This is a genomic window from Enterobacter sp. MGH 24 (assembly GCF_000493015.1).
In the GTDB taxonomy this organism is placed as follows: domain Bacteria; phylum Pseudomonadota; class Gammaproteobacteria; order Enterobacterales; family Enterobacteriaceae; genus Enterobacter.
The window spans coordinates 4,517,870-4,536,766 of sequence record NZ_KI535657.1; the positions used below are offsets into that span (position 1 = coordinate 4,517,870).

Here is an 18,897-nt window from a genome sequence, read left to right on the forward strand (position 1 = left end):
ACGCCATCACGCTGTAAAGAAGTGTCGCGCCACGTTTACTCCTGGGTATAGCCGTAGTCGTAATGGCTATATCCCGAGTTGTAATAGAGCGCAGCCGATTTCACGATATCATTGAGGATCGCGCCATTCACCTTCGCGCCCATCCGTTCCATACGCTTAAGGCTAGTCTCGACCTCTTTAACGCTGGTTTTACCAAAGCGGGCGACCAGCAGCGTGGTGGCAGCTGCTCTGGCTATCAGCAAGGCATCCGTCACGGCAAGCACAGGCGGAGTGTCGACAATTACGAGGTCATATTGCTTTTCAATCTGCGATATCACCCCCCGGAAGCGTTCGCTCATGAGCAGCTCAAGAGGATGTGAAGGTTGGGGTCCGCAGGTCAGTATATCAAGACCGTGTTTCTCGAAGCATTGAATCGCCTCCTGCCACTCAACGGTTCCTTCGAGCACGCAGGATAATCCCCGGTGATTGCTCAGTTTGAAAACGTTGTGGACATAACCCTTGCGCATATCCGCATCAATAAACAGCACTCGCTGTCCGGCCTGAGCGGCAATCGACGCCAGTGAAGTACTGACCAGCGTCTTTCCGCAATCCTGCGTGGGGCCTGACACCACGACGATCCGGTTTGTGGCATCCATCATGGTAAAATGCAGACTGGTGCGCAGCCCGCGTACCGCCTCGACAAACATATCTGCCGGACGGTCAACGGGCAGAAAAGGTACGTTTGACGTCCTGTGCTTCCAGTGGGAAGCAAACAGGTTTCTCCTGCGCAGGTGCGTTTTTTTCCAGAGCCACACCGAGCGTGGGAGCGTCGCCAGAAGTGGTATCCCCTGCACTTCCAGCTGTTCAGACGAGGTAATGCCCCGCTTAAAGGCTGAGCGCACTAAAACCGCTCCTGCAGAGAGCATTAACCCCATCAGCATAGCGAATACGATAATGAGCCCTTTGCGCGGTTTAATTGGGTCTGGCTGCGTCACAGCCGGATCAATAATCCGCACGTTCCCGATAGCGCTGGAGCGCGAGATATTCAGCTCCTGCTGACGCGTTAGCAACTGCAGGTATATGGTACGCCCGGATTCAACGTCACGACTCAGGCGTAATATTTCCTGCTGCGTGGAAGGCATGGAAGAGACGCGGGTATTCAGGCGCGCACGCTCCCGCTCCAGCGTTTGTTTCTTCTCTCGTAAAGCACGGTAGGTGGGATGGTCTTTTTTGAAAAGCTGGGAAACCTCTGCTTCGCGGAACGTCAGCTCGTTAAGCTGGTTTTCCACGTTCACCACCTGATCAAGAACTGACTTCGCCTCGAGAGATAAATCGACAGAATCGCGCTGTTCTCTATAGGCATTCAGTCGCGCTTCGGCTTCATCCAGTTCCCGGCTGATCTTGGGTAATTGATCCTGTAAAAACGTGAGACTGCGCGAATCTTTCGCTTCCTGGCGCGCAATATTCTGACGGAGATAATTTTCAGCAATCGTATTAAGCACCGTGGCGATCTTGTCGGGGTCTTTACCCGTTAACGTTAATGCGATCATACCGCTCTGTTTCGCCGACTCAGCAACCGTAAGCCTGTTCTGAATGGCGTTGATCGCGTCAAGCCTGGTGACGGTGTCGAGGGTAAACTGGGTACCTGGCTCCGCGATGAGGGCTGTCACCAGAAGCGATATGCCATCTTTAACCAGCGTTTTCCCCACAACGCCGTCTGCCTCAAGCGTTTTTCCCTTGAGACGATACCGCCCTTGCTCCTGTACGGTGAGTAAAAGCGTTTGTGGCTTCCCTTCCAGAAGGGGAATAGTCAGCGCGCCAATCGTTATTTTATCCGATTTATGTCCCCGCACGTGTTCCCACAAAGGTCCGATAACAGGAAACACGCGTCGCTTGACGTTGTACGTCAACCCTAATTGATCAACGGTCTCTCCCAGAATCATCCGTGATTTAAGGAGTAAAAGTTCTGGTGCGACATCTGGCGAGAGATCGGACCCGAGCGAGGCCAGGTTCTTGAGCAGCGAGTTATTCTGTTTTGCTTCAATCTGTACCAGGGCATCAGCCTGATAAACAGGCGTGGCGCTGAATGCGTAGATCCCCGCACATACTGTGAGCAGGAGCGTGACACATGCGATCATCTTCCAGTGATCAAACATCTCAGCAAGTAACTGAAGAAGATCGAGCTCATTATTCTGCGGTGTCGCAGCACTATATTTTTCTGATTTAGAAGACGACATTACTGCTTCATTCCTTGTTGACTCAAACGACGAGCCCATTCCTGACTGGCTTTTCCCAATTGCTCGAAAACATATTCGAAGGCTTCACGACTTTTTTGATACGGGTCGGGAATGTCTCTGGTTTCCAGCCATTGTCCAAAGAGCAGTGATTTACCGCGGTTCTCCGGGGACATTGTGGCAATGAAACGGAGGTGTTCTGGCTCCATCACCAGAATCAAATCGGACTTTTGCAGCAGGCTTCGCGTTACCTTGCGGGCTACATGCCCTTCCAGCGAAATACCATGACGCCAGGCGACAGCCTGCGCAGCCGCATCCGCCGGGTGACCTTCCAGTCCAAAAATACCAGCCGAGGTCACCTGCTTGCCGGGTAATAACTGCCGCAACAGCCGCTCACCAATCGGTGAACGGCAAATATTGCCGGTGCAGACCACTAAGATTGACTTGAACATTACTGTGGCCACGATCTGATGTAACGAACGGTTTCAGTCAGGTCATGGACGCCGCTAATGGTAGGCACCAGTTGAGTGATTACGCGATTCCAGCGTGATAACGGTGCCGTGGTGACGTAGACAATGTCATAGGGTTCCAGCTGGAATTCCGTCCCCAGCACCATGGCTGACGCATCTTCCGCATTCAGTTGATAGATATTGGCAATTTTGCCCGTGTTGCCTTTTTGAGGTACCTGACGAATAACAAAAATGCCGGTTGCATCGGCCATATTTTGGTTAAGCCCCCCGGCATTCCCCAGGGCTTCGGCCAACGTCATGCCGCTACGATCCATCTTAAGCGTGCTTTGCTTAACCACCTCGCCCATCACGAACACTTTCAGGGCATCATTCCGGGGAATAAACAGGATATCGCCCGGATAAAGCAGCTTATTTTGGGTCAAATCGCCATGCTGCATCAGCGCATAGAGCGAAAGACGGGAGTCCTGGCCATCATGCGTCAGCACGACGTTACGCCAGTCGGCATCCGCTGAAAGACCGCCAGCGGCATTGACCGCATCCATTACCGTCAGCGGAATATTGGTTATGGGCTGTTGGCCCGATTTTTCGACCTCGCCGGTAACATAGGCTTTTTGGGAACGGAAGGCGGCAATGCTGACGTCCACCTGCGGGCTCTCAATGACTTTATCCAGCCGAGCGGTAATCTCTTCACGTACCTGTGAAACCGTTTTACCCGCCACCCGCAGTTTACCGACGTAGGGATAAAAGAGCGTACCATCGGCGTTGACCCAGTTCCCGGCATCGCTTGCGCTACGATATTGTCCCGCGGGCGTCGTTAATTCTGGGTGATCCCACACGGTGACCGTAAGGATGTCGCCTGTGCCAATACGGTATTCCCAATTTTTGATCTGCTCATCCAGATTAGGATTTGCCTGAGATTTCGATACGGTTGGACGTAGTTTTTCAATCAATCCCGGCGTCAGAGGAAAAATTTCTACGCGCTTATCAAGCTGATAATTGTTTTCTTCCACCGCAGTGACTTTTTTTCCGGATACACTCAACGTCTGGCCGGGGGAAAATACACACCCTGTCAACTGACTGACAGTAAGAAATAACAGCGAAAATGCAGTTGTCGTTTTCATTTATATAAATATGTCTTTTTAACGTTGTGTTTATCGTCAAGCTTGCAAAGAGACTTAACATAAAGCCATGAAATTTAATTAATTATTATTCTGCAATATGAAATTCTGGCATGATAAAACGCAACCCATTCGGTCTCTTAAAAAAACTACAGTCTTGTAAAAAACGGAAGTAAGCGCGCTTCACCCGAAGACGATATTAAATGTTCTTAAGTGGGAAAGCATTCGCATAACAGTGTAATTTTGGAGTTGAAAGTTATTTTCAGAATTGATTAATGAAATCATAAATATTAAAAATATAAAACAAATGCAGTATTCATCATGTTGATAAATATCACCCCATTCGACTACACAAAACCGTCCACTTTTGTTACATTTTTTTTCAAACATACCCTGCGTTGATACTTAAAATGGACCGTCTGCTCCGCTTTGCACGACCCGCAGACGAAAAGTATCTGTAACGATATCACTGGAGAAAAAATGGCTAAGCGTAAATTGCTGCTTCTGGGTGTATTACTGTCTCTGGCGGGATCCGCATTCGCAGCCCCGCAAACGGCCGCTGCGCCATCTGGCATCAAGGCCTATGAAGAACAAGAGTTCATCGCTGACTTTACGAAATTCAAGATTGGCGACACGGCACCGGCGCAGTATCAAACGCCGGAGTACACCATCAAACAATACCAACTGCGTAACCTGCCGGCCCCGGATGCCGGAACCCACTGGACCTACATGGGTGAGAACTACGTGCTGATTGGCGATGCTGATGGCAAGATCTACAAAGCCTACAATGGAGATATCTTCTATCACCGCTAATGCAATTCTGATTCGCCCCTGGCAGGAAAGTGACCGCCCTTTCCTGCGCACGCTCTACCTCCACGCCCGGCGCGAAGCCTGGCCATGGCTGGAGAGTGCAGACTGGCAGTTGGAAGACTTTGACGCGGCAACCCGCGACGAAGTGATTTGGGTTGCTGTTCAGAACGGCCATCGCCTGGGGTTTGCCTCCGTCTGGGCGAACGATAATTTCCTGCACAACCTGTTTGTCGATCCGCAGTATCAAAGCCTGGGCGTCGGGCACGAGTTGCTTGAACACGTACAGAAGACATTTACCAGTACGGGTTCGCTTAAGTGTCTGGTGAAGAATGCGCGGGCTATTGCGTTTTACCAGCGGCACGGCTGGCACATTGAGGCGACGGGTAATTCTCCTGAAGGAGAGTATTATTTGATGCATTATCGGTTGGGTTAAAGTCGGGTGGCGGCTTCGCCTTACCCGACCTACGTGATAGTGCCATTTGTAGGCCGGGTAAGCGAAGCGCCACCCGGCAATTCGGAGCTGAGGAATTACACCGCGCGGAACGCGATTTCCCCTGGGATGATTTCGCCCTGCCAGTAGAGCTGCGCCGCAACGCGTCCCGCCAGCTGGCGATACATTTCTGCAAATTCGCTCTCCGGACGGCTGACCACCGTCGGCTTTCCGCTGTCCAGATCTTCACGCAGGGTAATGTGCAGCGGCATCTGCCCCAGCAGCTGGGTATGATACTTCGCGGCCAGTTTCTCTGCGCCACCCGTACCAAAGATAGGTTCGTGGTGACCGCAGTTGCTGCAGATATGCATGCTCATGTTCTCGACGATACCGAGCACCGGCACTTCCACCTTCTCGAACATCACGATGCCTTTTTTGGCGTCGATCAGCGCAATATCCTGCGGCGTGGTCACGACGACAGCTCCCGTCACCGGGATGTTTTGCGCCAGCGTCAGCTGAATATCACCGGTACCCGGCGGCATATCCAGCACCAGATAATCCAGATCCGGCCACATCGTCTCCTGCAGCATCTGCAGCAGCGCCTTGCTGGCCATCGGGCCGCGCCAGACCATGGCGTTATCGTCGGTCACCAGATAACCAATCGAGTTGGTCGCCAGGCCGTGCGCCATAATTGGCGCCATGTGAGTGCCGTCCGGCGAGGTTGGCCGCTGGTTTTCCGCGCCCAGCATGTTCGGAATAGACGGGCCGTAGATATCCGCATCCAGAATACCGACCCTGGCCCCTTCCGCCGCCAGCGCGAGCGCCAGGTTTACTGCGGTAGAGGATTTCCCCACCCCGCCTTTGCCAGAGCTGACGGCAATGATGTTTTTCACGCCGTTCACGCCAGGCTGGTTTTTCACGCGCTTCAGCGTGGCGATGCTGTGGCTCAGCTTCCAGTCAATCGCCTTCGCACCGGTAATGCGCAGCAGCTCAGAGCTGGTCTGCTCTTTCAGCGCGTCAAAGGCGCTGGTCCAGACGAACGGCATCTGCAGCTCAATGTGCAGCGTGTCGTCCAGCCAGGCAACGTGGTGTAACGCTTTCAGCGTAGTGAGATTGTGCTTCAGGGTTGGATGCTGAAAGTTAGCCAGCGTCCCGGCGACCATTGCTCGTAAGGCTTCCGGTGATTTGGCCTGGGATTGAGAACTCATCCCGACTCCTTTGTTCTTGTGAATAAGACCTTAGATGAACAAGTTTACCTGAAAGGCCGTGGTTTGTGCTTACTTAATAATGCCCCTTTTGGTAATATCAAAAACCCTTTTCACAGTTAAAAGAAGTAATGCCTACTATGACTCAAGTCGCGAAGAAAATTCTGGTAACGTGCGCACTGCCGTACGCCAACGGCTCAATCCACCTCGGCCACATGCTGGAGCATATCCAGGCTGATGTCTGGGTCCGTTACCAGCGAATGCGCGGCCACGAGGTTAACTTCATCTGTGCGGACGATGCCCACGGCACGCCGATCATGCTGAAAGCGCAGCAGCTGGGGATTTCCCCGGAGCAGATGATTGCCGAAATGAGTCAGGAGCATCAGACTGATTTTGCTGGCTTTGACATCAGCTATGACAACTATCACTCCACGCACAGCGACGAAAACCGCGAGCTGTCGGAGCTGATCTACACCCGTCTGAAAGAGAACGGTTTTATCAAAAACCGCACCATCTCTCAGCTGTACGATCCGGAAAAAGGCATGTTCCTGCCGGACCGCTTCGTCAAAGGCACCTGTCCGAAATGTAAATCCCCGGACCAGTACGGCGATAACTGCGAAGTGTGCGGCGCGACCTACAGCCCGACCGAGCTTATCGAGCCGAAATCCGTGGTATCCGGTGCAACGCCTGTGATGCGTGACTCCGAGCACTTCTTCTTCGACCTGCCGTCCTTCAGCGAAATGCTGCAGGCATGGACCCGCAGCGGCGCGCTGCAGGAGCAGGTAGCGAATAAAATGCAGGAGTGGTTCGAATCCGGCCTGCAACAGTGGGATATCTCCCGCGATGCGCCGTACTTCGGCTTTGAAATCCCGAACGCGCCGGGCAAATACTTCTACGTCTGGCTGGACGCGCCAATCGGCTACATGGGCTCCTTCAAGAACCTGTGCGACAAGCGTGGCGACACCGTCAGCTTCGATGAATACTGGAAGAAAGATTCCGATGCCGAGCTGTATCACTTCATCGGTAAAGACATCGTTTACTTCCACAGCCTATTCTGGCCAGCAATGCTGGAAGGCAGCAACTTCCGCAAGCCAACCAACCTGTTCGTACACGGTTACGTGACGGTGAACGGCGCGAAAATGTCCAAGTCCCGCGGAACGTTCATCAAAGCCAGCACCTGGCTGAACCACTTCGACGCGGACAGCCTGCGCTACTACTACACCGCGAAGCTCTCTTCTCGCATCGACGATATCGACCTGAACCTGGAAGATTTCGTGCAGCGCGTGAACGCGGACATCGTCAACAAGGTGGTCAACCTGGCCTCCCGTAACGCGGGCTTTATCGCCAAGCGTTTTGACGGCGTGATGGCGGCTGAACTGGCTGACCCTGCCCTGTACAAAACCTTTACCGACGCGGCGGCCACCATTGGCGAAGCGTGGGAAACCCGTGAATTCGGTAAAGCGGTACGCGAAATCATGGCCCTGGCCGACCTGGCAAACCGTTATGTGGACGAGCAGGCACCGTGGGTTGTCGCGAAACAGGAAGGCCGCGATGCGGACCTTCAGGCCATCTGCTCCATGGGCATCAACCTGTTCCGCGTGCTGATGACCTACCTGAAGCCGGTTCTGCCGCAGCTGGCTGCCCGCGCTGAAGCGTTCCTGAACACCGAACTGACCTGGGATGCCATTCAGCAACCGCTGCTCGGCCACAAGGTGAACACCTTTAAAGCGCTGTACAACCGCATCGAGATGAAGCAGGTTGAAGCCCTGGTGGAAGCGTCTAAAGAAGAGGTGAAGGCGGCTGAGGCACCGGTCACCGGCCCGCTGGCGGACGATCCGATTCAGGAAACCATTACCTTTGACGATTTCGCCAAAGTCGACCTGCGCGTGGCGCTGATTGAAAACGCGGAGTTTGTGGAAGGCTCTGACAAGCTGCTGCGCCTGACGCTGGATCTGGGCGGCGAGAAGCGTAACGTCTTCTCCGGCATCCGTTCAGCGTATCCGGACCCGCAGGTGCTGATCGGTCGTCAGACCGTGATGGTGGCGAACCTGGCGCCGCGCAAAATGCGCTTCGGCATCTCTGAGGGGATGGTGATGGCCGCGGGCCCGGGCGGGAAAGATATCTTCCTGTTAAGCCCTGACGAAGGCGCGAAGCCTGGCCAGCAGGTGAAATAACAAAAAAGCCGGATTCTTATCCGGCTTTTTTTTGCCGGGTGGCGGCTTCGCCTTACCCGGCCTACAAAACCCGTAGGCCCTGCAAGCGCAGCGCCGCTGGGCAAATCACACTTTCGGATGATGCACCCGGTGGGTCAGCCCGCGCAGGAAGTTACGCAGAAACTGGTCGCCACACTCGCGGTAATTTTTGTGGTCCGGCGCGCGCATCATGGCGGTCACTTCCGGCACGGATACGCGGTATTTTTGCTCGGTCATGATCGCGACAATATCGTCCGTTTTCAGCGAGAACGCGATGCGCAGCTTTTTCAGCACCGTGTTGTTGTTCACGCGACGCTCCAGCGCCAGCTCCGGCGCGGCCGGATCTTTGCCACGCTTGTCGTAAATCAGGCCGTTCAGGAAACCCGACAGAATAATGTCAGGGCAGCGAACAAAGCCCTCTTCGTCTTCTTTGGTCATCCAGGTATCGAAACCGGTAGACGTGGATTCCATGTCCGACAGCGCAAGAATGCGCACCATGTCGTTATTGTTTGCCTTCAGGGTGTAGCGCAGGCTACGAAGAATATCGTTACTTAGCATAGAGCCTTCGAATGTCGATGATGCAATGGCGCGCAGTGTACCAGTTTTACAGGCCAATCGCCTCTTTCAAACTCTTCAGGTAGCGACGGCTGACGGGTACCGTTTGCCCGGCACGCAGCACCAGCTCGGCCTGGCCGTTATCTTCCAGGCGGATCTCCTTCAGGTGCGCCATGTTCACCAGATACTGGCGATGGCAGCGGATCAGCGGCGTGCGGCTCTCCAGCGTGCGCAGGGTCAGTTCGGTGAACCCTTCATTCCCTTCCGCGCTGGTGACAAACACCCCGCTCAGGCGGCTGCTGACGAACGCCACGTCATCCATCTGCAGAAGGTAGATTCGGCTGTGCCCGGTGCAGGGGATAAACTTCAGCGGCTGCTGGTTTTCCGGCAGCAGCGTGACATCCTGTACGGTTCGCTCCTGGCGTAAACGGGTGAGCGTTTTTTCCAGGCGCTTCTCTTCGATCGGCTTGAGTAAATAGTCAAACGCGTGCTCCTCAAAGGCCTTAACGGCATATTCATCAAACGCCGTCAGGAACACGATGTAGGGGCGATGCGCCGGGTCGAGCATGCCGACCATCTCCAGCCCGCTGATGCGGGGCATCTGAATGTCGAGGAACAGCACGTCCGGGCGCAGCTTGTGCACCGCGCCGATGGCCTCAATGGCGTTCGCGCACTCCCCCACAATCTCAATATCGGGCTGCTCCTGCAGCAGAACGCGCAGGTTTTCCCGTGCCAGCGGCTCGTCATCCACAATCAGCACTCTTAACATGCGTTTTCCTCCAGCGGCAGTCGTACGGTAATACGGGTAAATCGGTCTGGCTCACAGGCGACGGTAATGCCACAGTCGTCGCCAAAATGGGCGCGCAGGCGTTTATCCACCAGGCTCATCCCCAAACCGCCGGAGGCGGAAGGCTGATAGAGCCCGGCATTATCTTCAATATCCAGCACCAGATGGTGGTTGAAACGGCTGGCGGCAATGGTTATCTCCCCTGTCCCCAGAAGCTGGGACGTGCCGTGCTTAATGGCGTTTTCGACAATAGGCTGCAGGGTAAAGGCCGGGAGATGCTGATACGCCAGCTCGTCCGGGACGGAGAGCGTCACCTGCAGGCGCGACTGGAAACGCGCCTGCTCAATCTGCAGATAGGCGTTCACGTGCTCAATCTCATCGGCGAGGGTGACGATCTCCGACGGCCGCTTCAGGTTTTTGCGGAAAAAGGTCGACAGAAACTGCACCAGCTGCGCGGCCTGATCGCTGTCGCGGCGGATCACCGCTTTGAGCGTGTTGAGGGCATTGAACAGGAAATGCGGGTTGACCTGGGCATGCAGCAGCTTAATCTCAGACTGCGTCAGCAGGGCTTTCTGCCGTTCATACTGCCCGGCCAGAATTTGCGCGGACAGCAGTTGGGCAATCCCCTCCCCCAGCGTGCGGTTGATCGAGCTGAACAGACGGTTTTTTGCCTCATACAGCTTGATGGTGCCCATCACCCGCTGATTTTCCCCACGCAGCGGAATCACCAGCGTGGAGCCCAGCTTGCACTGCGGATGCAGCGAGCAGCGGTAAGGCACTTCATTACCGTCGGCATACACCACCTCGCCCGTTTCAATGGCGCGCAGCGTGTAGGCTGAGGAGATGGGTTTACCCGGCAGATGGTGATCGTCCCCGGTGCCGGTAAAGGCCAGCAGCCGCTCGCGGTCGGTTATGGCCACCGCGCCAATATCCAGCTCCTTGTAGAGCACCTGCGCGACCTTCATGCTGTTCTCTTCGTTAAACCCCTGGCGCAGGATCCCTTCGGTCGACGCGGCAACCTTCAGCGCCGTGGCGGAAAACGCCGAGGTGTACTTCTCAAACATGGCGCGCTTGTCGAGCAGAATACGCATAAACAGCGCCGCGCCTACGGTGTTGGTTACCATCATCGGGGCGGCAATGCTGCTGACCAGGTGCAGCGCATCTTCAAACGGACGGGCAATGAGCAGAATGATCGCCATCTGCGCCATTTCGGCCACAAAGGTAATGGCACCGGCGGTGAGCGGGCTAAAGACTTTATCCGGGCGGCCGAGTTTGATCATATAGCTGTGCACCAGTCCGCCGAGCAGCCCTTCCACGATCGTGGAGATCATGCAGCTGAGCGCCGTCATCCCGCCCATGGAATAGCGATGCAGTCCCCCGGTTAAACCGACAAGGCCACCGACGACGGGACCGCCCAGCAGCCCGCCCATCACCGCGCCGATCGCGCGCGTATTGGCAATAGAGTCTTCGATATGGAGACCAAACCAGGTCCCCATAATGCAAAATATGGAAAATACGACGTAACAGAGGAATTTGTGCGGCAGACGTACGGTGACCTGCATCAGCGGGATAAACAGGCGCGTTTTACTCATCAGCCAGGCAATGACAAGAAACACGCACATCTGCTGAAGCAACAGCAGCACCAGATTAAACTCGTACATACTCAAAACCGCACACGCCAAAAACGCGTAACATACACGGATGCGGCTCAACTTTCTTTGAAGCATCCCAAAAAAGCGCAAAATCGTGTCCGTTATCACACCTTTTTCAGAACATCGCATACGCTTCGCATTATTTGTGCAAAAAACAATCAATTCTTCCTGGTTCAGCAAAGTGGGTCTACAGTTAAGCTGGGGACGCGTAAGCCAGGGGGCAAATATGGCGCTTTACACAATAGGTGAAGTGGCACTCCTTTGTGATATCAATCCCGTTACCCTACGGGCGTGGCAGCGACGGTATGGATTACTCAAACCGCAGAGGACCGACGGTGGGCATCGCCTTTTTAATGATGCCGATATAGACCGGATCCGCGAGATTAAGAGCTGGATCGACAACGGGGTGCAGGTTGGCAAAGTGAAGTCCCTGCTGAGCCACGACGACCCCGACACGCATCACCGCTGGCGCGAACAGCAGGAAACCCTGCTGCGACTCCTGCAGGCGGGCAACCTTCAGCGCCTGCGCGCATGGATAAAAGAGCAAGGCCGCGATTACCCGGCCCAGACGCTGATCAACCATCTTTTCATTCCGCTCCGTCGACGCCTGCAGTGCCAGCAGTCCACCCTGCAGGCGCTGCTCAGCATGCTCGACGGGGTGCTGATCAACTACATTGCCGTCTGCCTTGCCTCGGCGAAGAACAAAGCCGGAAAAGATGCGCTGGTGGTCGGCTGGAACGTGCACGATACCACCCGCCTGTGGCTGGAAGCGTGGATTGCGACCCAGAAGGGCTGGCGCGTGGATGTCCTGGCGCACTCGCTGGCGCAGCTCAGACCTGAGTTTTTCGACGGCCAGACCCTGCTGGTCTGGTGTGGCGAAGTGCCCTCCGCCACGCAGCAACAGCTGCTGACGGAATGGCGAGAGAATGGTTACCCGGTTTATTCCCTTGGCCCGGATGAGCCATAACGGCATTTAATGGTTCATTAACAGCTGCGCTTCACCGTATAATTGTTCCGTTAACAACAGGAGCACATGATGAAGGCAACCAAACTGGCCATTATTACCCTTTTTGTCCTGATGGCCGTGAGCGGTATCGGCGGCGTAATGCTGGCAGGATACTCGTTTATTGTTCGCGGCGGTGTCGGCTGAGGTACAGCGCCAGCCGCTCAAAAAGGCGATCGACGACGATTGCCGCCAGCGCGACCAGTACCGCACCCTGCACAATATAAGCCGTATTAAACCCGCTCAGGCCGATAATAATCGGCGTTCCCAGCGTATTGGCACCGACCGTAGACGCAATGGTCGCCGTCCCGATGTTAATAATGACCGACGTGCGGATCCCGGCGATGATAACCGGTGCCGCCAGCGGCAGTTCCACCTTGCGCAGCCGCTGGCCGCGACTCATCCCCATCCCTTCTGCCACGCTTAGCACCGACGCCGGTACCGCCGCGAGGCCCGCCAGCGTGCCCTGCAGCACCGGCAGTACGCCGTACAGAATCAGCGCAATAATGGCGGGCTGCTGGCCAAAGCCCATCACCGGAACCGCTATCGCCAGCACCGCCACCGGGGGAAACGTCTGACCAATGGCCGCTATCGTCTCCACCAGCGGACGAAACTCTTTGCCCGCAGGCCGCGTGACCGCGATGCCTGCCCCTACCCCCAACACAACCGCAATGGCGCTTGAGAGCGCCACCAGCCAGAGATGCGCCAGGGCAAGATTAATAAAGCTCTCCTGCTGATAGACTGGTCGCGGCAGCCCGGGGAAAAGGGCGTTAAACAGCGCCGCGCTGTGAGGCATCAGAAACAGTAAGGCGACAAAGAGCGCTATCAGCCAGAGGAGCGGATCACGCAGTGCCTTCACGCGTCACCTCCCCGGCCAGCAGATCGCGAAAATGTAAGGTTCCGCACGGCGTTCCCCGGGCGTCCGAAACGGGCAATACCTCGCACTGGCGCGCGACAAACGCGGAGAGGGCATCCCTCAGGCTCATCTGTGCCTGCAGCGGTTCGCCGCTCACCGGTACCTCCTCCCGACGCATATAGTCGCTGACCGTCCGCAGGGAGAGCAGCCTCACGCCCAGCTCGCTGCGGCCAAAGAACTCGCGCACAAAGTCGTTCTTCGGCCATGTTAATAGCTCAAGGGGCGAACCCTGCTGCACCACTTCGCCATGATCCATCAGCACCAGATGGTCGGCCAGGCGCAGGGCTTCATCAATATCGTGCGTCACGAGAACGATCGTGCGCCCGAGAATGCGGTGAATGCGGGTCATCTCCGCCTGCAGCGCCCCGCGCGTCACCGGATCCAGCGCGCCGAAGGGTTCATCCATCAGCAGTACCTGCGGGTTGGCCGCCAGCGCGCGCGCCACGCCCACGCGCTGCTGCTGGCCTCCGGACAACTGATGAGGATAGCGATCGCGCAGCGCGGGCTCCAGCCCCAGCAGAGACATCAGCTCATCCACCCGGTCAGCGATTTTCGCCCGCGACCATTTCTCCAGCTGCAGCACGGTGGCGATGTTCTGCGCCACCGTCCAGTGCGGAAACAGGCCGATAGACTGAATGGCATAGCCCATCCGACGGCGCAGCTCCAGCACCGGCAGGCTGCGGATCTCTTCCCCGGCAAAGCGGATCAGCCCGCTGTCGTGTTCAACCAGCCGATTGATCATCTTAAGCGTGGTGGATTTTCCCGAGCCCGAGGTGCCAATCAGCACGGAAAACGCGCCCTCGGCAAAGTTCAGGTTCAGGTGGCTCGCCGCCGGACGGCCGGCAAAGGTTTTACTGACGTCATGAAATTCAATCATTGGCTCTTCTCCTGAGCAGCGCGAGCCATAAGGCAAACAGCGCGTCGACGACGACCGCCAGCGCAATCGTGGGCACCACGCCCAGTAACACCAGATCGAGCGCACTGCTCAGCAGCCCCTGGAACACCAGCGCGCCAAAACCACCCGCACCAATCAGCGCCGCAATCACCGCCATGCCGACGGTTTGTACCGCCACCACCCGCAGGCTGCGCAGCAGCAGGGGCAGCGCCAGCGGGAGCTGAATTTTCCAGAAACACTGCCGTGCGCTCATCCCCATCGCATGGGCGCTTTCCAGCACGTCAGGCGCGACCTGGCCGAGGCCCGCGACCACGCCGCGCACCAGCGGCAGCAGCGCATACAGCACCAGCGCAATCAGCGCGGGCGTTAATCCCGTTCCGGCTATGCCAAGCGTTCCCAGCACCGGAAACGACTTTACCAGCCCGGCCAGCGGCGCAATCAGCAGGCCAAACAGCGCAACGGAAGGAATGGTCTGGATAACGTTGAGTACCGCAAAGACCCCGCCCTGACGTGCAGGGTGGCGATAGCACCACATGCCGAGCGGTATCCCGAGCAGGAGCGCCGGAAAAAGCGTGCCGAAGAGGATCGTCAGGTGTTGCGCCAGGGCATCATCAAACACCTCCTGACGGTTGGCGTACTCTTTTAACAGCGAGAGATTGTTCAGCTCACCGCTGAACAGCAGGAACAGGGGAATACACCATATCTGCGCGTTGAGCACCCAGCGCCAGACGGGGCTGGAGATGAGTCGACGAATGGCATCGCTGCTGGCCAGCAGGCACAGCGCCAGCCACAGCCAGAGGCCGCTGCCCACCGTGGTTCTCGCCAGCGGGCTTTCCGCCGACGCCATATGCGTCGCCGCCTGCCCGCCCCCCCAGAAGAGGATAATAAACAGCCCTTCCGCGAGGAGCAGCGTCAGCCACTGCGCCGTGCGCCCTTGCCAGAGCGATAGCGCAACCCACGCGCCCAGCGCCGCCGCCAGCCACCACGGCGTAAACGCCCACAGTTCCCAGAGAAAGCGCCCTTCTCCTGACATCAGGCGGTTAGGGGCGACATTCACAAACGGCAGCGCGACTGCCGCGATGGCCACGCAGGCCAGCAGCAGCAGTACGCGGTTATGACATTTTATTGGCACAGCCCTTTCCCGTTACTTCACAAGCCCTTGTTGTTTCAGGAAGTCGGCGGCCACTTTTTTGGCATCCAGCCCCTCGACGGCAATGCTGGCATTCAGCTGCTGCAGCGTTTTTTCATCCAGCTTTTCGAAGACCGGCTTAAGCCAGTCAGCAATCTCCGGATAGGCTTTCAGCACCGCCTCACGCACAACCGGGGTAGGAGCGTAGATCGGCTGTACGCCCTTAGGATCGGTCAGGGTTTGCAGGCCGAGCGCCGCCACCGGGCCGTCGGTACCGTAGGCCATGGCCGCGTTAACGCCAGAGGTTTGCTGCGCCGCCGCTTTGATAGTCACCGCGGTATCCCCGCCCGCCAGAGAGAGCAGCTGCGCCTGGTCGAGCTTGAAGCCATAGGCTTTTTCAAACGCGGGCAGCGCGTCAGGACGCTCGATAAACTCTGCGGACGCAGCCAGCTTAAAGTCGCCCTTCTCTTTCAGATAGCGGCTGAGATCCGCAAGCGAGGTCAGCTTACCTTTCTCCGCCACGTCCTTGCGCACCGCGATAGTCCAGGTGTTGTTGGCCGGGGCCGGGGTCAGCCAGACCAGCTTGTTCTGTTCCGCGTCGAGTTTTTTGACTTTCTCATACCCGGCTTTGGCGTTTTTCCATGCCGGATCGTTTTCATCTTTGAAGAAAAACGCGCCGTTGCCGGTGTATTCCGGATAGATATCCAGCTCGCCGGAGGTGATCGCCCCGCGCACAACGGGCGTGGTGCCGAGCTGGACTTTATTGACGGTTTTCACGCCGTGGCTTTCCAGCACCTGCAAAATAATATTGCCGAGCAGCGCGCCTTCGGTATCGATCTTTGAGCCCACTTTTACCGGCTCCGCCGCCTGTAACGGCAGGCTTAGCGCCGCCAGCAGCACCGCAGATCCCAACATCCCCTTTACAATCGTCATTCCGCTATCCTCATTTTTTTATCGCCTTTTTCAGAGGCTTGAGAGAAAAGCGTAGCTTAAAACAGCGGATTTACCCGGCAAAATGCCTTTTTAGCATAACGTAAGACGCATCCCCCGGAGAACGGGGGATGCAAAGGAAGGAAGGTTACAGCAGCTCGAACTCGCCTTTATTCACGCGGGCGGAATCCACCCCGATAAAGACGTTAAACTTGCCTGGCTCCGCATCGTATTTCATCTGCTGGTTCCAGAACTTCAGCGCCTCCACGTCAATCGGGAAGCTGATGGTTTGGGTTTCGCCAGGCTTCAGATTGACCTTCTCGAAGCCGCGCAGCTGCTTAACAGGACGGCTCATCGAGGCGGTAACATCCTGAACGTACATCTGAATCACCGTTGCCCCTTCGCGCTTGCCGGTGTTGGTCACCTCAACGCTGGCGGTAACTTTGCCGTCACGCTTCAGGGTTGGCGAAGACATTTTCACGTCAGACACCTTGAAGGTGGTGTAGCTCAGGCCGTAACCAAACGGATACAGCGGGCCGTTAGCTTCGTCGAAGTAACGAGACGTGTACTTGTTCGGTTTGTCGGCGTTGTACGGACGACCGGTGTTCAGGTGGCTGTAGTAGACCGGGATCTGCCCGACGGAGCGCGGGAAGGACATCGGCAGCTTGCCTGACGGGTTGTAATCACCAAACAGCACGTCGGCGATGGCGTTACCGCCTTCGGTACCGGCGAACCAAGTTTCCAGAATAGCGTCAGCCTGCTGGTCCTCTTTCACCAGCGCCAGCGGACGACCGTTCATCAGCACCAGCACCAGCGGCTTGCCGGTGGCTTTCAGGGCAGCGATCAAATCGCGCTGGCTCTGCGGAATAGTGATGTCGGTCCGGCTGGAGGCCTCGTGCGCCATACCCTGCGCTTCCCCCACGACCGCAACAACGACGTCAGACTGCTTCGCCGCGTTGACCGCCTCGTCGATCATCTCCTTCGGCGTGCGCGGATCGACCTTCACCGCTTCCTCATACTGGTTGAGGAAGGTAACGATGTCTTTATCGTTAGTGACGTTCGCCCCTTTGGCATACACCACTTTCGCGTTATCACCCACGGCACTCTTGATCCCGGTCAGCACGGTCACGGACTGATCGGCCACCCCTGCGGCAGACCAGCTGCCCATCACGTCGCGCTTGCTGTCGGCCAGCGGGCCCACCACGGCAATGGTGCCGGATTTTTTCAGCGGCAGCGTGTCGAGGCGGTTCTTCAGCAGCACCAGGCTTTCGCGCGCCACGTCACGCGCTTCTTTACGGTGCAGACGGCTTTCGGCATTGGTATCCGCCGGGTCTGAATCTTTCGGCCCCAGATGGCTGTAAGGATCGTTAAACAGCCCCATGTCGTATTTCACGTTCAGCACGTGGCGCGCAGCATCGTCCAACTCCGCCATCGTGACCTTGCCGCTCTTCACCAGCCCCGGCAGGTATTTGCTGTAATACTCGTCGCTCATGCTCATGTTGATGCCGGACTTGAGCGCCACGCGCACCGCGTCTTCCGGATCGGAGGCGGTACCGTGTTTGATCAGCTCTTTAATCGCGCCGTGGTCTGAAACGGTGATGCCCTTAAAGCCCCACTGGTCGCGCAGCACGTCTTTCAGCAGCCAGGCGTCAGAGGTCGCAGGCGTGCCGTTCAGCGAGTTCAGCGCCACCATCACCGCGCCGCTGCCCGCATCCAGCCCTGCCTTGTACGGCGGCATGTAGTCGTTAAACAGGCGCTGCGGGCTCATGTCGACGGTGTTGTACTCTTTCCCGCCTTCGACTGCGCCATAGGCCGCAAAGTGTTTGACGCTGGTCATCACCGAGTAGCGGTCCGCCGGGCTTTTGCCCTGCATCGCTTCCACCATGGTTTTCCCCATCGTGGAGGTTAAATAGGTATCTTCACCAAAGCCTTCCGAGGCGCGGCCCCAGCGCGGATCGCGCGAGACGTCCACCATTGGCGCCCAGGTCATGTTCAGGCCATCGTCGGCTGCTTCATAGGCGGACACGCGCCCAACGGTTTTTACCGCGTCGAGGTTAAAGGAGGAGGCTAATCCGAGGCTGATAGGGAAGACGGTACGCTGGCCATGCACCACGTCATAGGCAAAGAAGAGCGGAATTTTCAGGCGGCTGAGATCCATCACCTGATCCTGCATTTTGCGGATATCCTCGCGGGTGACGGTATTAAAGATGGCCCCTACCTGCCCGTCTTTGATCATCTCGCGGATAGCCTCTTTCGGGTTATCCGGACCGACGCTGATAAGACGCAGCTGGCCGATTTTCTCATCAACCGTCATTTTCTTCAGCAATTCCGTGACAAACGCGTCCCGGGCTTCAGGCGTGAGCGGGTGATTACCAAACAAATCTTCTGCCAGCGCAGGTTGCAGCGCCAGGCTGACGGCGACACCTACAGAACATAGCCATTTCATGTCGTTTTACTCTCTCATCAATAACCGCCGGACGATCTCGGCCATACCGTGCGAAAAGCGCAGTGTGCCACAAACCCTCAGAACGTTGCAGGGTTATTCTCTGATTTTTCTCGTGAATACTCGACCGCTTAACAGTTAATCGCGCT

17 protein-coding genes are annotated in these 18,897 nt (G+C 56.6%); 5 read left to right on the forward strand and 12 right to left on the reverse strand.

The features are described 5' to 3' along the window. Nucleotides 1-35: 35 nt before the first annotated feature. Genes L370_RS00950 through L370_RS00940 form a run of 3 tightly spaced genes read right to left on the reverse strand, consistent with a single transcriptional unit; the run spans nt 36 to nt 3,804 of the window. A complete protein-coding gene (locus L370_RS00950; protein WP_023336313.1) occupies nt 36-2,216 on the reverse strand; it encodes a polysaccharide biosynthesis tyrosine autokinase in 2,181 nt (726 codons plus the stop codon). Continuing rightward, nucleotides 2,216-2,665, reverse strand: a complete 450-nt coding sequence (locus L370_RS00945; protein WP_023336314.1) for an arsenate reductase/protein-tyrosine-phosphatase family protein — start codon at nt 2,663-2,665, stop codon at nt 2,216-2,218. Before L370_RS00945 ends, L370_RS00950 begins: the two co-directional genes overlap by 1 nt. Beyond that, nucleotides 2,665-3,804, reverse strand: coding sequence for a polysaccharide export protein (locus L370_RS00940; RefSeq protein ID WP_023336315.1), 1,140 nt, complete (start codon nt 3,802-3,804; stop codon nt 2,665-2,667). The genes L370_RS00945 and L370_RS00940 overlap by 1 nt, the downstream gene beginning before the upstream one ends. 477 nt (nt 3,805-4,281) lie before the next feature. Here L370_RS00940 and L370_RS00935 point away from each other — a divergent pair, with 477 nt between their 5' ends. Next, entirely contained in the window at nt 4,282-4,614 is a 333-nt protein-coding gene (locus tag L370_RS00935; protein WP_023336316.1) for an RcnB family protein, read from the forward strand. Further along, nucleotides 4,589-5,044, forward strand: coding sequence for a GNAT family N-acetyltransferase (locus L370_RS00930; RefSeq protein ID WP_023336317.1), 456 nt, complete (start codon nt 4,589-4,591; stop codon nt 5,042-5,044). The genes L370_RS00935 and L370_RS00930 overlap by 26 nt, the downstream gene beginning before the upstream one ends. A gap of 95 nt (nt 5,045-5,139) precedes the next feature. Here the strand turns inward: L370_RS00930 and apbC are convergent, their stop codons facing one another. Beyond that, nucleotides 5,140-6,249 (reverse strand): iron-sulfur cluster carrier protein ApbC, encoded by a 1,110-nt coding sequence (gene apbC, locus L370_RS00925; RefSeq protein ID WP_023336318.1) that lies wholly within the window; start codon nt 6,247-6,249, stop codon nt 5,140-5,142. A gap of 137 nt (nt 6,250-6,386) precedes the next feature. Here apbC and metG point away from each other — a divergent pair, with 137 nt between their 5' ends. After that, nucleotides 6,387-8,420 (forward strand): methionine--tRNA ligase, encoded by a 2,034-nt coding sequence (gene metG / locus L370_RS00920; RefSeq protein WP_023336319.1) that lies wholly within the window; start codon nt 6,387-6,389, stop codon nt 8,418-8,420. A 105-nt stretch (nt 8,421-8,525) separates the two neighbouring features. On the opposite strand, the gene L370_RS00915 is transcribed toward metG, so the two are convergent. Genes L370_RS00915 through L370_RS00905 form a run of 3 tightly spaced genes read right to left on the reverse strand, consistent with a single transcriptional unit; the run spans nt 8,526 to nt 11,441 of the window. Beyond that, nucleotides 8,526-8,996 carry a YehS family protein gene (locus L370_RS00915; RefSeq protein ID WP_023336320.1) on the reverse strand — a complete coding sequence of 157 codons (471 nt, stop codon included), beginning with the start codon at nt 8,994-8,996 and terminating at the stop codon, nt 8,526-8,528. A gap of 46 nt (nt 8,997-9,042) precedes the next feature. Then, a complete protein-coding gene (btsR, locus tag L370_RS00910) occupies nt 9,043-9,762 on the reverse strand; it encodes a two-component system response regulator BtsR (RefSeq protein WP_023312443.1) in 720 nt (239 codons plus the stop codon). Continuing rightward, entirely contained in the window at nt 9,756-11,441 is a 1,686-nt protein-coding gene (locus L370_RS00905; protein WP_023336321.1) for a sensor histidine kinase, read from the reverse strand. Before L370_RS00905 ends, btsR begins: the two co-directional genes overlap by 7 nt. 217 nt (nt 11,442-11,658) lie before the next feature. On the opposite strand from L370_RS00905, the gene mlrA reads away from it, so the two are divergent. Together mlrA and L370_RS23295 are read left to right on the forward strand one after the other, a co-directional pair. Beyond that, the gene (mlrA, locus tag L370_RS00900; RefSeq protein WP_023336322.1) at nt 11,659-12,399 is read left to right on the forward strand and encodes an HTH-type transcriptional regulator MlrA; all 741 of its coding nucleotides are present in this window, start codon (nt 11,659-11,661) and stop codon (nt 12,397-12,399) included. A 69-nt stretch (nt 12,400-12,468) separates the two neighbouring features. Beyond that, entirely contained in the window at nt 12,469-12,582 is a 114-nt protein-coding gene (locus L370_RS23295) for a protein YohO (protein ID WP_008500895.1), read from the forward strand. On the opposite strand, the gene L370_RS00895 is transcribed toward L370_RS23295, so the two are convergent. The 5 genes from L370_RS00895 to bglX form a co-directional block, all read right to left on the reverse strand. Next, complete coding sequence (locus tag L370_RS00895) at nt 12,557-13,294, reverse strand: ABC transporter permease (protein WP_023336323.1); 738 nt, start codon at nt 13,292-13,294, stop codon at nt 12,557-12,559. The two genes, L370_RS23295 and L370_RS00895, sit on opposite strands and share 26 nt — an antisense overlap. Further along, on the reverse strand, nt 13,278-14,228 hold the full coding sequence (locus L370_RS00890) for an ABC transporter ATP-binding protein (RefSeq protein ID WP_023336324.1): 951 nt from the start codon (nt 14,226-14,228) through the stop codon (nt 13,278-13,280). Before L370_RS00890 ends, L370_RS00895 begins: the two co-directional genes overlap by 17 nt. Beyond that, nucleotides 14,221-15,378, reverse strand: a complete 1,158-nt coding sequence (locus L370_RS00885; protein WP_023336325.1) for an ABC transporter permease — start codon at nt 15,376-15,378, stop codon at nt 14,221-14,223. The genes L370_RS00890 and L370_RS00885 overlap by 8 nt, the downstream gene beginning before the upstream one ends. A 12-nt stretch (nt 15,379-15,390) precedes the next feature. Then, nucleotides 15,391-16,308, reverse strand: coding sequence for a glycine betaine ABC transporter substrate-binding protein OsmF (locus tag L370_RS00880; RefSeq protein ID WP_023336326.1), 918 nt, complete (start codon nt 16,306-16,308; stop codon nt 15,391-15,393). A 145-nt stretch (nt 16,309-16,453) separates the two neighbouring features. After that, nucleotides 16,454-18,751 carry a beta-glucosidase BglX gene (bglX, locus tag L370_RS00875; RefSeq protein WP_023336327.1) on the reverse strand — a complete coding sequence of 766 codons (2,298 nt, stop codon included), beginning with the start codon at nt 18,749-18,751 and terminating at the stop codon, nt 16,454-16,456. Nucleotides 18,752-18,897 lie beyond the last annotated feature (146 nt).

Coding starts and splice junctions, on each gene's coding strand:
- L370_RS00950 (WP_023336313.1), bottom strand. CDS start 2,216: ATGTCGTCTTCTAAATCAGAAAAATATAGTGCTGCGACACCGCAGAAT.
- L370_RS00945 (WP_023336314.1), bottom strand. CDS start 2,665: ATGTTCAAGTCAATCTTAGTGGTCTGCACCGGCAATATTTGCCGTTCA.
- L370_RS00940 (WP_023336315.1), bottom strand. CDS start 3,804: ATGAAAACGACAACTGCATTTTCGCTGTTATTTCTTACTGTCAGTCAG.
- L370_RS00935 (WP_023336316.1), top strand. CDS start 4,282: ATGGCTAAGCGTAAATTGCTGCTTCTGGGTGTATTACTGTCTCTGGCG.
- L370_RS00930 (WP_023336317.1), top strand. CDS start 4,589: ATGGAGATATCTTCTATCACCGCTAATGCAATTCTGATTCGCCCCTGG.
- apbC (WP_023336318.1), bottom strand. CDS start 6,249: ATGAGTTCTCAATCCCAGGCCAAATCACCGGAAGCCTTACGAGCAATG.
- metG (WP_023336319.1), top strand. CDS start 6,387: ATGACTCAAGTCGCGAAGAAAATTCTGGTAACGTGCGCACTGCCGTAC.
- L370_RS00915 (WP_023336320.1), bottom strand. CDS start 8,996: ATGCTAAGTAACGATATTCTTCGTAGCCTGCGCTACACCCTGAAGGCA.
- btsR (WP_023312443.1), bottom strand. CDS start 9,762: ATGTTAAGAGTGCTGATTGTGGATGACGAGCCGCTGGCACGGGAAAAC.
- L370_RS00905 (WP_023336321.1), bottom strand. CDS start 11,441: ATGTACGAGTTTAATCTGGTGCTGCTGTTGCTTCAGCAGATGTGCGTG.
- mlrA (WP_023336322.1), top strand. CDS start 11,659: ATGGCGCTTTACACAATAGGTGAAGTGGCACTCCTTTGTGATATCAAT.
- L370_RS23295 (WP_008500895.1), top strand. CDS start 12,469: ATGAAGGCAACCAAACTGGCCATTATTACCCTTTTTGTCCTGATGGCC.
- L370_RS00890 (WP_023336324.1), bottom strand. CDS start 14,228: ATGATTGAATTTCATGACGTCAGTAAAACCTTTGCCGGCCGTCCGGCG.
- L370_RS00880 (WP_023336326.1), bottom strand. CDS start 16,308: ATGACGATTGTAAAGGGGATGTTGGGATCTGCGGTGCTGCTGGCGGCG.
- bglX (WP_023336327.1), bottom strand. CDS start 18,751: ATGAAATGGCTATGTTCTGTAGGTGTCGCCGTCAGCCTGGCGCTGCAA.